General features: G+C 53.1%; 11 protein-coding genes. 10 read left to right on the top strand and 1 reads right to left on the bottom strand.

The features are described 5' to 3' along the window. Positions 1 to 43: 43 nt before the first annotated feature. From ACMG4M_RS12820 to ACMG4M_RS12785, 8 genes are all read left to right on the top strand, one after another. Positions 44 to 430 carry a BlaI/MecI/CopY family transcriptional regulator gene (locus tag ACMG4M_RS12820; protein ID WP_007149039.1) on the top strand — a complete coding sequence of 129 codons (387 nt, stop codon included), beginning with the start codon at positions 44 to 46 and terminating at the stop codon, positions 428 to 430. After that, positions 430 to 1,392: a M56 family metallopeptidase gene (locus tag ACMG4M_RS12815; protein ID WP_414430163.1), complete on the top strand. Its 963-nt coding sequence runs from the start codon at positions 430 to 432 to the stop codon at positions 1,390 to 1,392. The genes ACMG4M_RS12820 and ACMG4M_RS12815 overlap by 1 nt, the downstream gene beginning before the upstream one ends. Before the next feature lie 75 nt (positions 1,393 to 1,467). Beyond that, the gene (locus ACMG4M_RS12810; protein ID WP_414431137.1) at positions 1,468 to 2,712 is read left to right on the top strand and encodes a TolC family protein; all 1,245 of its coding nucleotides are present in this window, start codon (positions 1,468 to 1,470) and stop codon (positions 2,710 to 2,712) included. Continuing rightward, positions 2,712 to 3,944, top strand: a complete 1,233-nt coding sequence (locus ACMG4M_RS12805; protein WP_414430162.1) for an efflux RND transporter periplasmic adaptor subunit — start codon at positions 2,712 to 2,714, stop codon at positions 3,942 to 3,944. The genes ACMG4M_RS12810 and ACMG4M_RS12805 overlap by 1 nt, the downstream gene beginning before the upstream one ends. A gap of 12 nt (positions 3,945 to 3,956) precedes the next feature. Next, positions 3,957 to 7,085: an efflux RND transporter permease subunit gene (locus ACMG4M_RS12800; protein WP_035246384.1), complete on the top strand. Its 3,129-nt coding sequence runs from the start codon at positions 3,957 to 3,959 to the stop codon at positions 7,083 to 7,085. A gap of 3 nt (positions 7,086 to 7,088) precedes the next feature. Continuing rightward, positions 7,089 to 7,982, top strand: a complete 894-nt coding sequence (locus ACMG4M_RS12795) for a HupE/UreJ family protein (RefSeq protein ID WP_007148867.1) — start codon at positions 7,089 to 7,091, stop codon at positions 7,980 to 7,982. A gap of 32 nt (positions 7,983 to 8,014) precedes the next feature. Beyond that, positions 8,015 to 8,362, top strand: a complete 348-nt coding sequence (locus ACMG4M_RS12790) for a DUF6488 family protein (protein WP_035246386.1) — start codon at positions 8,015 to 8,017, stop codon at positions 8,360 to 8,362. 30 nt (positions 8,363 to 8,392) lie between these two features. Continuing rightward, positions 8,393 to 8,743, top strand: coding sequence for a DUF3147 family protein (locus ACMG4M_RS12785; RefSeq protein ID WP_035246388.1), 351 nt, complete (start codon positions 8,393 to 8,395; stop codon positions 8,741 to 8,743). 205 nt (positions 8,744 to 8,948) lie between these two features. Here the strand turns inward: ACMG4M_RS12785 and ACMG4M_RS12780 are convergent, their stop codons facing one another. Next, complete coding sequence (locus ACMG4M_RS12780; protein ID WP_007150272.1) at positions 8,949 to 10,289, bottom strand: tyrosine-type recombinase/integrase; 1,341 nt, start codon at positions 10,287 to 10,289, stop codon at positions 8,949 to 8,951. Between the two features lie 908 nt (positions 10,290 to 11,197). Between ACMG4M_RS12780 and hsdR the strand changes: the two genes are divergently transcribed. Beyond that, positions 11,198 to 14,722, top strand: a complete 3,525-nt coding sequence (gene hsdR / locus ACMG4M_RS12775) for a type I restriction-modification system endonuclease (RefSeq protein ID WP_414430161.1) — start codon at positions 11,198 to 11,200, stop codon at positions 14,720 to 14,722. Between the two features lie 119 nt (positions 14,723 to 14,841). Further along, entirely contained in the window at positions 14,842 to 15,918 is a 1,077-nt protein-coding gene (locus ACMG4M_RS12770; RefSeq protein ID WP_414430160.1) for a Fic family protein, read from the top strand. Positions 15,919 to 15,949 lie beyond the last annotated feature (31 nt).

Below are 15,949 nucleotides of genomic sequence, written 5' to 3'. Positions count from 1 at the left end.
CAGTCTGATTACCAGATTGATAATCTCTAAGTGGTTAGGATTCATGCAGCTGGGTGAACTAGAAAAGCAAGTCTTGCAATACTTCTGGAAGGGGCGGACGGCAGACGCAAAGTCTGTCTATGCGCATTTCGAGAAGCAGCGCGGAGGTACCTTGAATACTATCCAGAGCACGCTGGATCGATTGTTCAAAAAAGGGCTCCTTTCCCGTGAAAAACAAGGGCATGCCTTTCAATATAGTGCAGCCATGGATCGCCAAGCTTTTATCGCCAAGCTTATCGAAGAAATTGGCGAAGATTACAGTGCGGATCCTGGCAGTACCCTTATTGCAGCTTTCAGCACCTTTTCTGAAAAGCTGTCGGATGATCAGGTTTCGGCCCTGGAAAAGCTGATTGAAGCGCGCCGGGCTGCCGACTCGAAGAGTAGTTGCTGATGATATTCGGCTATCCGGCGTTGTTTCTTCACTTGTTGACGATCCTGATCTTGGGAATGGTCACAGGAACGATGATGGCTAGTCTGCTGGTTCGTCTGGTTGCCAGTCGTCTGCCGCACTATCAATTGGCTATACGAAGAAACCTACTTTGGGCCTTTGCCGTTTTTCCGCTGTTTGCCGGGGTGGTTGCAGCGTTGCTTTCCTACCTCCCTGAGTGGAAGCCTCAAGCGAACCTGTGGCTGGCCGACATTATTCATTGGCATCATGCCTATCTTTTCTCGCCCGCATCCTGGCATGGGGTATTCTTGCTTTTTTGCCTTATTGGGCTGCTGGCCTTGTTTGCTTGGAGGGGCTGGCAAGGGGTGTCCGAAGTTCAGCGTCAGCAACTTCTCGGACTGCTCAGTGAGCGCGACAAAGATGGACTAGCAGAACTAGACACCCCTGTGCCAATGGCGTTTGTGGCCGGTTTGTGGAGTCCCAAGGCCTATATTACTCGAGGCCTTGCCTCCAGAATCAGTGCGAAAGAGCGGCGGGTTATTAGTCTTCATGAGCAGGCTCATATTTGTCGCCGCGATCCGTTGGCCAAGTTCGCCTTCTCCCTGTTGACGTGCCTGTATCCCCCCGGTGTACGCCGTTTCCTGCAGGCCGAGTTTGAGCTGGCGATTGAACAGTTGGCTGATGAGTGGGTTGTGCAGCGCTATCCCCAGCCTGCAATTATCGCTCAGGCGTTACTCCAGGTGGAGAAAATCGCCGTAAACGCTCAAGACAGGCAAGCAGATGATGCATATAGCTATTTTGCCCGCCATGCGGTTGAACGGCGTGTTCATCACCTGCTAGGCGTCAGTGAATATCGTGCTTTGCCTGTGGTGACTGTTGTAGTGCTTGCTATTTCTGCAACATTAAGCAGCGCGGCCGGTGTTGACGTGCTCCATCATTTATTCGAAACCCTTTTCCTTCATTGAGAGAGTTCAGATGAGCTGGATTTCTGTTTTTTTACGCGTAAAAAACCGATTGCCAATCGGTGTTTTACGCACTTGATGCTGCCCATTTTACTGCTGATAGGTCAGACCGCTTTAGTGGAGGATGCGGCGGCAGCCTCGCTGACTCTACAGCAAGCTATTGAGCGCAGCCTCACTCAGCATCCGCAACTGGAAGCCATGTCATTTCGTGCTGGCGCGTCACAGGCACAAATTAACCAAGCCAAATTAAGAACCGCTACCGAAGTCCAGTTCGAAGTAGAAGATGCGCTCGGTAGCGGTGTCTACGAAGGGGCTGACAGCGCCCAGGCGACCTTGAGTCTGAGCTGGGCTTTGGAAGGTAAACAGATAGATAGTCGGGTCGGCGCCGCTGAAGCGCGCCAGTCTCTGGTTACCATCGAGCTTGAGCGCCAGCGATTTGATGTAGGAGCGCGTACCGCACAAGCATTTCTCACTGCGCTGTCTTACCAGGAACGATTGGCTGTAGCCGAAGGGGCAAGAGACAGTGCGGCCCAATCTCTTGAAGAGATACGTCGCCGTGGTCGGGCAGGGGGGGCATCCCGAGTGGATGTCCTGCGTACAGAGGTGGAATTGCGTCGCCGTGAACTTGATGTGGAAGACCTGGAGCATGAGCTGGCGATAGCCCGTCAGCAGCTTGCAGCGCAATGGGGTAACAGTGATTCAGCGGACTTTGAGCTCCTCGGACAGCTTCAGACAAATCAGACGCTGGTATCCATGGAGGATCTGAAAGTCAGACTCAAAGACAGCCCTAGAGTCAAAATCTTCCTAACCCGAGCCAGGGTGAATGAATCGGAGATGGCGATAGCCAAGTCTGATGCGCTTGCAAGTTGGCGCTTTTCTGCGGGTGTCCGTCGCTATGAGGCGACAGATGATTTTGGCGTAGTGGCCGGTGTTGCGATTCCTCTGGGTAAAAATCGGCGCAATGAAGTAAGGGTCAGCGAATTGCAGGCTAAACGATCAGTCAATCAAGCCATGGCGATCAGCGAGGAATCGCGTTTAAAAGCCAGGCTGTTTGAGTTGTATCAAGCCTTACAGCACAGCCGGCATCAGACCAGCACCTTGCATGAAGAAATTATTCCTCGGCTACAGAAGGCGGTGGCTGAGGCAAATAAAGCATATTCGGTCGGCCGTTTTACTTATCTGGAATGGCAATCCGTTAAACAGGAATTGCTGGATGCTCGATTGGCGTTGATCAGTGCGCAGTTGAGCTCCCACGTTAATCTCACAGAAATTGAACGTCTCACCGGAATATCTCTCTCTGCAAACAGTAAGGAGAAAAATTAATGAAAGTAGCAATAAAAAATATTGGTCTGCTGTTAGTGGTTTGTCTATTGGCGATTCTCCCTACTGTTGGTATTGCTGCTGGTGCTGTTGAAAATAAAGAGGCCGAGCCTGATAAGGGACCCAATAACGGTCTGATGCTTCGCGAAGGAAATTTTGTGGTGGAGCTGGCTATCTTTGAGACCGGAGTGCCGCCAGAGTATCGCGCCTGGATAACTGACGATGGTAAGGCAGTGGATCCGGAAGTAGTGGAACTTGAGGTTGTGCTGACACGGCTTGGCGGCGTGCGTGATGAAATCGGTTTTACTGTTCAGGAGTCGTTTTTGCGCGGAGATATGGAAATATATGAGCCTCATTCATTCAAGGTGACGGTAACCGCGCAATATCAGGGGAAGAACTACCAATGGCAGTATGACAGTTTTGAAGGCCGCACAACCATCGATCAAGAAGTCGCTGACTCCATGGGTGTTGTCACGGAGGTCGCTGGTCCCGCTCTCTTGCATGAGACTATTTCTGCCTACGGAAAGCTGAAGCTTCCTCCTTCTGGAAAGCGAGAGCTGCGAGCTCGTTTTACAGGACAGATTGTCCGTGTGCACAAAAAACTTGGTGATACGGTTTCCCGTGGAGATATTCTTTTTACTATCGAAAGTAACGATAGCCTACGGTCTTACTCATTGCGTGCCCCTATGCCCGGTGTGATCGCTTTTATGGATGGGGGGGCTGGTGAGGCGACCGGAGAACGTATCTTGGCCGTCATAGTAGATATCGAGCAAACCCAGGCAGAAGTCGCGGTCTATCCTCTTGACCGCCAGCGGGTAAAAGAGGGTAACCGGGTCATGTTGAAGCAGGCAGGTGGCAAGACGCCGGTGTCTGGCGAGGTGATCTTTATTGAACCTATGGCTGTCTCAGGCCAGTCCCAGAACGTGCTAATAAAACTAGACAAGCTTCCTTTAGGCTGGAAGCCGGGGCAATTTGTGGCTGCTGAAATCGAAGTGGCTAAGCATCCGGTCGACCTTGCTGTGAAATGTATTGGGTTGCAGGGATTCAGGGATTTTACCGTAGTGTTTGCCAAGGTAGGGCAGCAGTATGAGGTGCGCATGCTGGAGCTGGGTCGCCAGGATAAAGAGTGGGTGGAGGTGCTCGGTGGTTTGAAGCCCGGCACCGAATATGTCAGTGAGAACAGCTTCCTTCTCAAGGCCGATGTCGAAAAGTCCGGCGCTTCCCACGATCACTAAAGGCCTGTAGATATGCTAGAAATCATAATTCAACACGCCATCCAGCGCCGCCGTTTGGTGCTGGTGGTTGTCGCTCTTCTGTCTTTTCTTGGATTGTGGAATTTCAGTCGCTTGCCGATTGACGCGGTGCCGGATATCACAAATGTCCAGGTGATGATCAATACTGAGGCGCCGGGATATACCCCGTTGGAAGTTGAGCAGCGGGTTACCTATCCGATTGAAACCACGTTGGCTGGCCTACCTGGGCTCGAATATACCCGCTCGGTCTCCCGTTATGGCTTATCTCAAGTAACAGCAATTTTCAGTGACGACACTGACGTCTACTTTGCTCGACAACTAGTAAGTGAGCGGTTATCAGGTGCCCGTTCAGATCTGCCTATGGGTTTGCAACCAGAGATGGGGCCAATCGCTACCGGGCTGGGTGAGATCTTTATGTTTACGGTGGATGCGGAACCCGGTGCCGTTGATGCACAGGGCAATTCCATTACACCCACGGACCTGCGTTCAGTGCATGATTGGATCATTCGCCCGCAATTGTTGCGTGTGCCCGGTGTTGTTGAGGTGAACCCCATTGGGGGCTATAAGCGGGAAATTTTGGTGGCTCTTGATCCGGGTAAGTTACTTGCAGCCGGTATCAGTCAGCAACAGATCGTAGAGGCTGTGGAGGCCAATAATCAAAATCGTGGTGTGGGATTTGTAGAGCAGAACGGCTCTCAATGGTTGCTGCGGGTGCCGGGTCAAGTTGTCTCACTTGAGGCTCTTTCCAATACCCTTGTGACGGCAGAGGATGGCAGTCGGTTACGACTTAAGGATGTGGCTACGGTAGAAGAGGGGCTGGAATTACGTTCGGGAGCGGCAACCCAGAATGGCCGCGAAGTGGTAATGAGTACGGTGTTTATGCTGGTCGGTGAAAACAGCCGAACGGTCGCTAGCGCAGTGGGTGAAAAGCTTGAGGAAATCAAGGCTGGCCTACCGGAAGGTATTACCGCCACCGCTGTCTACGACCGCACCGGTCTGGTAGAAAAAACCCTGGAAACTGTACAAAAAAACCTATTGGAAGGGGCGTTGCTGGTCATCGTTATCCTGTTCCTTTTGCTGGGTAATGTTCGTGCAGCGCTTCTAACTGCTGCTGTGATTCCCATCGCCATGTTAATGACCATTACTGGCATGGTACATGCGCGAGTAAGTGCAAATTTGATGAGCCTGGGTGCGCTAGATTTTGGTTTGCTGGTGGATGGCGCAATCATCATCGTGGAGAATTGCCTGCGCCGACTGAGCCAAGCGAAGGGGGCGGGGTCGTCACCAAGTCAGAAAGAGCGTCTGGTTATTGTCTTTACGGCAACCAAAGAGGTGATGCGGCCTGCACTGTTTGGTGTCTTTATCATTACCGCCGTCTATCTTCCGATATTTTCCTTGTCCGGCGTAGAAGGGAAGATGTTTCACCCCATGGCGCTGACAGTGATCATAGCCTTGGCTAGCGCCATGTTGTTGTCAGTAACGTTTGTGCCTGCCTGTGTAGCTTTGCTTTTTCGCAATGGAGTGGAAGAGAAGGAAAATAGAGCCATGATAGGGTTGCGAAATGGCTACCAACGTCTGGTAAAAAAAGCCGTAGCTCTACGTATGGTGGTTGTCTCTTTAGCTGTATTCGTTGTGCTCGTATCAATGTTTATGGCCAGTCGTCTTGGCAGTGAGTTCGTGCCGAATTTGGATGAAGGGGATATTGCTATGCATGCCCTTCGCATCCCTGGAACCTCCCTTGGTCAGGCAATTTCGATGCAGAGAACGCTGGAAGAAAAAATCCGGAAGATGCCTGAAGTGGAGAGAGTTTTCGCCAAAATTGGCACAGCCGATGTGGCAACCGATGCCGTTCCACCAAGCGTTGCGGACAACTTCATTATTCTCAAGCCTAGGGATCAGTGGCCAGATCCAGGGAAATCCAAGGCGCAAGTCGTCGAGGATTTATCTGCCATCGTCGATACTGTTCCGGGTAGTCGTTATGAATTTCTGCAACCGATACAGATGCGCTTTAACGAGCTGCTGGCCGGTGTTCGCGCGGAGCTGGCTATTAAAGTATTCGGTGATGACTTCAAACAGCTTGAGGCTGTGGGAAAGCAGATTGAAAGTGTGGTGTCTGAAATAGACGGGGCTGCGGACATTCAGATGGAGCAAGTAACTGGCCTACCTGTTTTGACGATTACACCTAAGGAGTCAGTGTTATCGTCGTATGGCCTAGATAAGTCAACGCTGCAATCCCAGTTGTCTATAGCATTAGGGGGTGAAGTGGCAGGGCGTTTCTATGAGGGTGATCGTCGAGCCGATATCGTCGTTCGACTGGCTGAAAAATATCGAACCGACATGGAAGGCTTGGGATATCTTCCTATTCAGGTTCCTGGTTTCGGTTCGATTCCCTTGCGCGAGCTGGCTAGTATTGACTTGGTTGATGGATTCAACCAAGTAAACCGTGAAAATGGCAAGCGTAGGGTGGTCGTCACCGCTAATGTGCGTGGCCGAGATCTAGGTTCGTTTGTGGAGGAAATTCGCGAAGCCATCAATGAAACCGTACAGGTGCCGGCAGGTTACTGGGTGGAATACGGCGGCACCTATGAAAAACTGCAATCTGCTAGTCAGCGACTGACGCTGGTTGTGCCACTGACATTGTTGATGATTGTGGCGCTGCTGTATTTTGCACTGGGTTCTATCAAGGATTCACTCGTGATCTTTACTGGTGTGCCGCTAGCGTTGACGGGCGGTGTGCTACTGCTGTTTCTCAGAGATATCCCCTTTTCCATTTCTGCAGCTGTGGGTTTCATCGCGCTCTCGGGTATTGCCATCCTCAATGGGTTGGTAATGGTGTCGTTTATCCGTGAGTTGATGCATGAAGGTGTAACGCTGGATGACGCGATTATTGAAGGCGCGGTGACCAGATTACGGCCAATTATAACCACCGCACTGGTGGCATCATTGGGTTTTGTGCCGATGGCGCTGAATACGGGTATCGGGTCTGAGGTTCAGCGACCACTGGCGACTGTCGTTATTGGCGGCATTATTTCTTCTACCTTGCTAACGCTATTTGTCCTGCCAGCCCTGTACCGGCTGGTCAATGGGAAGGCAGCGCAGCAAATCAACAACAAGGGAGTTTAGGTTGTGAAATTGAAATACTGGATTGGTCTTCTATCCATTTTGGCAAGCAGCATCGCCATGGGGCATGGCATGTCAGCAGAGGATAAGGCGAGGGCGCTCAATGCCGGTTTCATGGAGTACATTGAGCTTGGAGCGATGCACATGGTCACAGGCTATGACCATTTACTGTTTCTGTTCGGCGTGGTGTTCTTTCTGACCCGCTTCAGTGACATTGTTCGTTTTATAACCGCGTTTACCATTGGCCACTCGATTACTCTGGTGTTTGCCACCCTCTATAGTATTCAGGCGAATTACTACCTAGTGGATGCGGTTATCGCTCTGACTATCTGCTATAAGGCGTTTGATAACCTTGGCGGTTTCAAGACTTATCTGAAGATGAAGTCACCAAACTTAATGTGGATGGTTTTCGCTTTCGGTCTTATTCACGGGTTTGGACTGTCGACGCGATTGCAGCAATTACCTCTGGCAGAAGATGGTTTGGTTTTTCGCATCCTGGCTTTCAATGTTGGCGTAGAGTTGGGGCAGATTGCTGCGCTGGCCATCATGTTGTTTTTATTGTCTGGTTGGCGCCGCATGGCATCGTTCAAACGCTTCAGTCAAGCGACCAATGGGCTGCTGATGGTGTTGGGGTTGCTGTTGCTGTTGATGCAGCTGCATGGATATCTACACTCAAGCAATCCTGATGAATTTCCGCTGAACAAGGATGATCACCAGCATACTCATGAAGACATGGGGGTTGCTAATTCTCCGCTGTCCGGGTACGAGAAGCGCTTTGATTTGGATGCAGAGGATAGTGTTAACGGTGAGGTTGAAACAGAGGGTCGTGAGCCGGAGGAGTTGCCAAACAGTGCCTCTAATCCTCACGCCCATGGTGACGGCGAAGCCCATGTACATTAATAAATTTGATCTGTTTTTATGAGGAAAATGTTATGAGATGGATGAAAATCTTGATGACGATGATGGCCTTGAGTTTTGCCTCGCCGGTGTTTTCTCACGGCGGAGGGCATGCCACGGTAACCGCCGATCAGGCGGAGGAAGTAGCCAAGTATGTGGCTGTCGAGCTCACCGAGGAAGATCGGGGTATGGGATTTGGCAAACTGGACGAAAGCTGGAGAGAGATCCCCGACGAGAGCGTGGGTATCAGTAAATCTGGCCCCGGATATTACATTGTGGCTATGAATCATGAAGATGAGGAGCGAACGCTTTATATACTTATGTCCAACACGGGTAACGTGTACGACGTAAACTTCACTGGTGAGTTCAAAGGAATTGATTGATATTAGGCTAGGGAATCAGGAGGAAAAATTATGTCAATGCTAGTCATTAAATACCTAGTATCAGCCGCAATTATAGTCTTGGTTTCCGAGCTAGCTAAGCAGAGTGATAGGGTGGGGGCGCTATTGGCGTCACTGCCTGTCGTTACACTAATGGTCTTGGTGTGGCTTTATTTTGAGGGCCAACCCACTGCCAAACTGGCCAATCATGCTTGGTATACCTTTTGGTATGTGCTCCCAACGCTGCCCATGTTCGCCTTATTCCCAGCAATGCTTGAGCGCTGGGGATTTTGGCTGGCTTTATTAGTGTCAGCTTTTTTGACCGTATTTTGTTTTGCTCTGCTTGCTTTCTTGGTAAAACGCTGGGGAATTGATCTATGGTGAGGAAAGCGACTATTTTGCGGAAAATTGCCCAATCCTGTTTAGACTAATGTCGATTGCTGGCTGTCAGAATTCAATAATAGGCGTGTTATTTAGGCGTGGGTCAAATATGTGAGTATATTCTTCATAGAAAGAGTAGGTAGCCTGAATGCTTAGTTGAGCTCTAGATGTCACTTGGAGCGAAAACTCCCATTTAACGCATCAGCTATCATCTTGGTTCTGTCAGATCCTGGAGCCGGGAGCCCAATTTCTCCCAAGCCTCGCTGCATTCCTTGGTATAGCTATGGCGTTGATAGGTCCTTTTAACCCTATTTTCTTCGGTGTGGTTCAGGCAGCGTTCTGCGACTTCAGGAAGTACGCCTAGAGCGGTCATCATGGTTGCGCCGGTTCTGCGAAGGTCGTGAGGTGTCCACTTGCCACCGGGTAAACAAAGAGCTTGCGCGTTGTTAGTGCGATTGCTCATGGTGCCACTATTTGACGGGCGCTGTCGGTCAGAAAGCTGCTTGGTTATGGTTTTTGAGCAGAGAGGGCCGGTTTCCGCTCTGTTCGGGTAGCACCATGGGGACAGGCCTGTCATTTCCTGCAGCTGTTGGAAGAAACTGACAGAAAAGGCTGACAGGTGTACTTGATGAGGCTTGCCGTTCTTGCTGTTTTCGGCAGGAATAAGCCAAGTTCTTTGCTCTAGGTCAATATACTCCCAGCGTGCCGCCAGAAGTTCACCAATGCGGCAACAGGTGGAAAGTGCTATCCAGACAGCCAATTCAGAGGTTTTCAGCAGGTTGGCAGAGGGTAGGGCGTTTGTCAGTTGTCGAATCTCGTCCTCGGATAGCACTCGGTCACGTTCAGTCTCCTTACCTCCGATTTTGGCTTTCCGAATACTGCTGCTGGGGTCGAATTCAATGATGTCTCGGTCCACGGCAAAGCGGAACATCTGTCGCATCAGGCTGAATACGACTTTCACCATGCGGGTGACACCCCGTGCCGCCATGGCATCTGTCACCTGAGTGATGTGCCCTTTACGGATGTCTGCGACAAAGACTTGGCCAATGAGGGGGAGAACGTCCTTCTCGAACATGCGCCGGACTTCTGTACCCTTGTCTTTCCGGTGTGACACGTCAATTTCCATCCATCGCTCAAAGAGCTGGGAAACGGTTTGCCGAGAAGCCAGTGCAGCGGCCTCGGCCTCTTTTTGTGCCGCTTCTTGCTCAAGGCGTGATAGCTCTGCTTGCCTAGCGGCCTCTCGAGCGGCCCGTTCTGAGTTAAGGTGCTCTCCAATGTTCTTGATGCCTGAGACGTAGAGCCGCGATAACTCGCTGGCTTGGGTGCGGGCTTGCTTGAGAGTGAGCCCGGTGGTGCCAGTGCGTGAGTAAACTCCAAGCGGGTGAAACTGGCGTTTACCTGTCTGGTCACTGTAACGGAAGTAGAAGAGATGCTTCCCGTTTGGCTGAAGTCTGACCATGAATCGACCATGCCCACGTGGGCCGTCTTCGGTTAGCCAGGCATCTTTGGGGTCTTTTGGAGTGAGGTGTCTATCTGTGATGATGCCCATGTATGCTCCGAAATCTCGTCACCGTTCCGTCACCGTTTCTCAATCGCTTTCGGTGGATTCTAGTGGACGTTGTTGGACAATGCAAAGATGTATTTTTAACTAACTTACTGATATTTAATGGTTTATAGATTCTGTTGGACGGCGACGGACAAGCTGTAACCTTTATGGGGTGCAAGGGGTCGGAGGTTCGAATCCTCCCGTCCCGACCAATCGAGATACAAAAAAGCCCGGCTGGCAACAGCCGGGCTTTTTTGTGCCTGAAATCTGCAGGCCACCAAAGGTTAAAGGCTGCTCCTGCGCCAGGAACGGAGCGTAGCGAAGTAACGCACGTCGTTCCGTACGGCCCAAAGGGTGGGCGCAGCGAATAACACCTCTCGAGGTGCGAAACGCCCACGTTTCAGAAAACCTCACTATTTCACCCGCAAAATCTGAAAATTGGCCGCAAAGGCCCCTTTTCTCATTAAAAAATGCGCAAGACCTTAGTCCAGTTGTCGCAAAATTTGTGACAGCTCAGCGCCTTGCGGATGTCGATTCAATCGACATACCGGCTGACCATGTCGAAATTTTGCCATTCTTTCGACATTGATTACTCCTGAGATCGCCGACTTATGGGTGAAGTGTCTCTCATGCCGGTTTCCAGCCCCGCCGTAGGAATTCGGCGACGTAACGCACGTAAGGGGTATAGAAGAGAATAGCGGCTCTAAAAACGCGGGACCTGGCCTAGACCAGTAGTGTGATTCGAAAGCGCCCAGCTAGATGCGAAAAGTAGCCAGAGAAAGCTGGCAGCCCTGTGGCCTTGTGATAAGGTTCACAGCAAATATGAATAAACTTCAGGCTGCCAGGGTGGTGGCTGATATCGCTGGTGACAGGGACACTAAACCGGCACCTGAAAGGATTTGGGGGCAGCATTGAACCAGGGAACCACCTCGACCAATTTCGATTTCCTGCAAGAGCACGATCCACTGTTCGTGGAGCTGGCGGCGTCGGCGGAGCGGGCCTTTGCGAGTGATCCCAACACCACCCTGATCAAGCTGCGTCAGTTTGCGGAAGCCATTACCCAACATCTGGCAGCACGTGCCGGTGTCGACTTTGATGAACAGACCTCCCAGGCGGACCTGCTCTATCGCTTGAATCGCGAGCTGCGCTTCGAGCCGGTGGTGCGAGAGTTGTTCCACACCCTGCGTATCGAGGGTAACAAGGCCACCCACCAGTTCCGCACCCAGCACCGCGAAGCCATGGATGGACTGAAAGTGGCCCGCGCTTTGGCCATCTGGTTCCACCGTGCTTTCGGTAAGGCGGGAGCCGGTTTCAAACCTGGCCCCTTCACGCCCCCCGAAGATCCCAGTACCCAGCAGCGTCAACTACAGGTAGAAATCGAAAAACTCCAGCATGAGCTGCAGGAAGCCAACGTCAGCCTGGATTCCAGTCAGCAGCTCAATGACCTGATCGAAAAAGAAAAAGCGGAATATGAAGCCCTGGCGCTGGCCATGGATGAAGAGTCTCGCGCTCTGGCCAAACAGGCAGAAGACCATGAAGTCGCGCTAAAGCAGCAACAGCAAGACTACGAAAAAACCATCCAGGCGCTGCAGAAGCAGTTGAAAGAGCAGGGTGAGAAAGCGGCCTCCAGCCAGATGCAGTACGTGGCCACCCAGACCCAGGCCGCCAGCAAGGAAATCGTGCTGGATGAAGCCCTGACCCGCGTACTCATCGATAACCAGCTACAGGAAGAAGGCTGGGAAGCCGACAGCGAAGAACTCACCTACCAGAAAGGTGCCCGCCCGGAGAAAGGCCATAACCGGGCCATCGCAGAATGGCCCACCACCTATGGGGATAAGAAAGGCCGCGCTGACTATGTGTTGTTCGCCGGTCTGACCCCCATCGCCGTGGTCGAGGCGAAAAAGGAAAACACCAATGTGGCGGGCAAGGTTCGTCAGGCAGAACGCTACAGCAAGGGCTTTCAAGTCAGCCCGCCGCTCACACCCGCCTGGGAACTGGCCGGGCGCACCATTGCCTGGCCAGATGAAAACGACAGCCATTACAGCGTGCCCTTTGTCTATTCCTGTAATGGCCGTCCCTATGTGCCGCAGCTGGCAGAGCAGTCCGGCACCTGGTTTCGGGATGTCCGCGCACCCAGCAACACCAAGCGCGCACTACCCAAATTCCACACCCCGGACGGCCTGCTGGATCAGCTCAAACGCAGCAAGGAAAAAGCCGAGCAGGCGCTGCAAAGCGAACCCTTCGGCTACCTGAAGCTGCGCGACTACCAGGTAAAAGCCATCCATGCAGTGGAAGACGCCCTGTCACGGGACATCCGACGGGCTCTGCTGGCCATGGCCACCGGCACCGGTAAAACCCGCACCGTTATCGGCTTGATGTACCGCTTCCTGAAAGCGGAACGTTTCAAGCGCATTCTCTTTCTGGTGGATCGCTCGGCGCTGGGCCAGCAGGCCATTGATGCCTTCAATGAAGCCCCCCTGGAACAGAACCAGACACTGTCCAAGATCTATAATGTGGCCGAGCTGGGCGACATGGCTGCTGAAGCGGAAACTCGTGTGCAAGTGGCCACCGTGCAGGCCATGGTCAAGCGCGTGTTCATGAGCGACACCCCGCCGCCGGTGGATGCCTATGATTGCATCATCGTCGATGAAGCCCACCGGGGGTACACCCTGGACCAGGAAATGACCGAAGGCGAGCTGGCCACTCGCGATGCCAGCCAGTATCTGTCCAGCTACCGCCGGGTGCTGGATTACTTTGATGCCGTCAAAGTCGGCCTCACCGCCACCCCGGCCAAACACACCAGCGACATTTTCGGCAAACCGGTCTACACCTATTCCTACCGGGAAGCCGTGGCGGACGACTGGCTCATCGACCACGAGCCGCCCATTCGCTATGAAACCCAGCTAACCCAGGAAGGCATCAAGTTCGACAAGGGTACAAAAGTGTCCGTCATCAACACCCGGAGCGGCGCCGTGGAAACCGCCGAGCTGGAAGACGAAGTGAGTTTCGAGGTCGACACCTTCAACAAGCAGGTCATCAACGAAAACTTCAACCGGGTGATCTGCGAACAACTGGTGAAAGAACTGGATCCCTTCGGTGACGAAAAGACCATGATCTTCTGCGCCACGGATCGCCACGCCGACATGGTCAAACGCCTGCTTGATGATGCCTTCAAAGCGCTCTACAACGGCACTTACAACCAGGCCGCCGTCGCCAAGATCACCGGGCAGAGCGACAAGGTGTCCCAGTTGATCAGCCAGTACAAGAACGAGCGTTACCCCAGCATCGCCATCACCGTAGACCTGCTCACCACCGGCATCGACGTACCCGCTATCTGCAACCTGGTATTCCTGCGCCGGGTGCGCTCGCGCATCCTCTATGAACAGATGATCGGCCGCGCCACCCGCCGCTGCGACGACATCGGCAAGACCGTATTCCGCATCTACGACCCGGTGGATATCTACGCCGCCCTGGATGACGTGAACACCATGAAGCCGTTGGTCAAAGACCCGAACGTTACCCTGGAGCAGCTGGTCAACGAACTGGCCAACCCGGGCACCTTGGAACAGGCCCTTAACGCCCCCGGCGAACAGCAGGACGAAAGCCACGCCGACGTGGTGCTCAGCCAGCTCAGCCAGAAACTCATGCGGGTATTGCGCAAGGCCGGACAAAAGGCGGAGACCAACCCCCAGGTCAAAACCAAGCTCAACGAACTGGAGCAGCTGTGGGGCGTGGAGCCGAAAACTCTCCACAAGCACCTGCACGATCTCGGCCCCAAACAGGCTGCCGCCTTCCTGCAGCAGCATGGCGGCCTGATCGACCAGTTGGCGGAAGTCAAAGTGCTGCTCGGCAGCGAACGCATGCCGCTGATCTCTGATCACGACGATGAACTGAAAGACCGCACTCAGAGCTACGGCAAGTACCAGCGCCCGGAAGACTACCTGGACAGCTTCAACCAGTTCATTAAGCACCAGCTCAATGATTCCGCCGCCCTGGCCGTGGTGGTCAACAAGCCCCGCGACCTCACCCGCGAGCAGCTCAAGGAAGTGCGCCTGCTACTGGACAACAACGGCTACACCGAAGCCAAGCTGCAAAGCGCCGTGCGCAACCAGACCAACAAGGACATCGCCGCCAGCATTGTCGGCCACATCCGCCGCGCCGCCCTGGGCGAAGCCCTCAAACCCTTCGAGCAGCGAGTCACGGAAGCCATGGACCGTATCTACGCCCAGCACAGCTGGGCCCACAACCAGCTCAAGTGGCTGGAGCGTCTGGCCAAGCAACTGGTCCACGAAGTCATCATCGACCGGGACTTCGTCAACCAGCGTTTTGGCGAGCAGGGTGGCGTCAAAATGCTGGATAAAGTGCTGGAAAATCAGCTGGATACGGTGCTGGACGAGCTGGGGGAGGCGATCTGGCCACCCCAGGATGCAGGCTGATATATATATAAAAAAGCGCATTTTCTATATATAACTATGCGAACATGTATAGCAAATTGCGATTTTCTATACCTGATACCGCAATACCTATAGAAAACGGCCGAAACGGAGCACCATCCATGACCACCGTCACCCCGCTGCCTCTTGAGGATATCGAGCGCTTCGAAACCCGCGCCGTGCTCAAGAAAACCGCAGAGGCGCACCGTTACCTGGCCGAGCTCAAAGGGGTGGCTGCCACCATCCCCAACGAAGCCATCCTGATCAACACCCTCACCCTGCAAGAGGCCAAGGACAGCTCCGAAATCGAGAACATCGTCACCACCCACGATGAGCTCTACAAGGCCAACCTGTTTGCAGAAGCGGTCACCAACCCCGCCGCCAAGGAAGTGCAGGACTACGCCTTTGCCCTGCAGGAAGGCTTCCGGGTCGCACGTACCCAACGGCTGCTCCGTCTTCACGACATCATCGCCGTGCAGCAACAGCTGGAGCGCAACAAGGCAGGCTTTCGTAAACTGCCGGGCACCGAGCTGAAAAACTCACAGACCGGGGAAGTGGTCTACACTCCGCCCCAGGATGCCCGCGACATCGATGCACTCATGAACAACCTGGTGGAGTACATCAACGATGATGGCTGCTGCGATGCGGATGATCTGGTCAAGATGGCCATCATCCACCACCAGTTTGAAAGTATTCACCCCTTCTACGATGGCAATGGCCGCACCGGGCGCATCATCAACATCCTCTACCTGGTAGCTAAAGGGCTGCTGGACTTGCCCGTGCTCTATCTCAGTCGCTACATCATTCGTAACAAGGGGGATTACTACGCCCAGCTACAGGCCGTGCGGGACACCGGCAACTGGGAGCCCTGGCTGCTCTACATGCTGGAAGGCGTCGCGCAAACCTCCCAGACCACCATCCAGTTGATTAACCAGATCAAGCAGCTCATGCAGCAGTACAAGCACCGCATGCGTGAAGAGCTACCCAAGATCTACCGGCAGGAGCTACTCAACAACCTGTTCAATCACCCCTATACCAAAATCGACTTCGTAATGAACGATCTGGGTGTTAGCCGCATTACTGCCACCCGCTACCTGGATCTGCTGGTCGACCATGGCTTCCTGCACAAGGAAAAGATAGGTCGCGCCAACTACTACATCAACCAGCCGCTGTGCGAACTGCTCATCGAGCACGCCTAAATCGCAAAAAGCGCCACAGGAATAACGGAAA

The sequence above is a fragment of the Alcanivorax sp. IL3 genome (assembly GCF_047495465.1).
In the GTDB taxonomy this organism is placed as follows: Bacteria; Pseudomonadota; Gammaproteobacteria; order Pseudomonadales; family Alcanivoracaceae; genus Alcanivorax; species Alcanivorax jadensis.
This window is presented reverse-complemented; position numbering and strand designations above follow the sequence as displayed.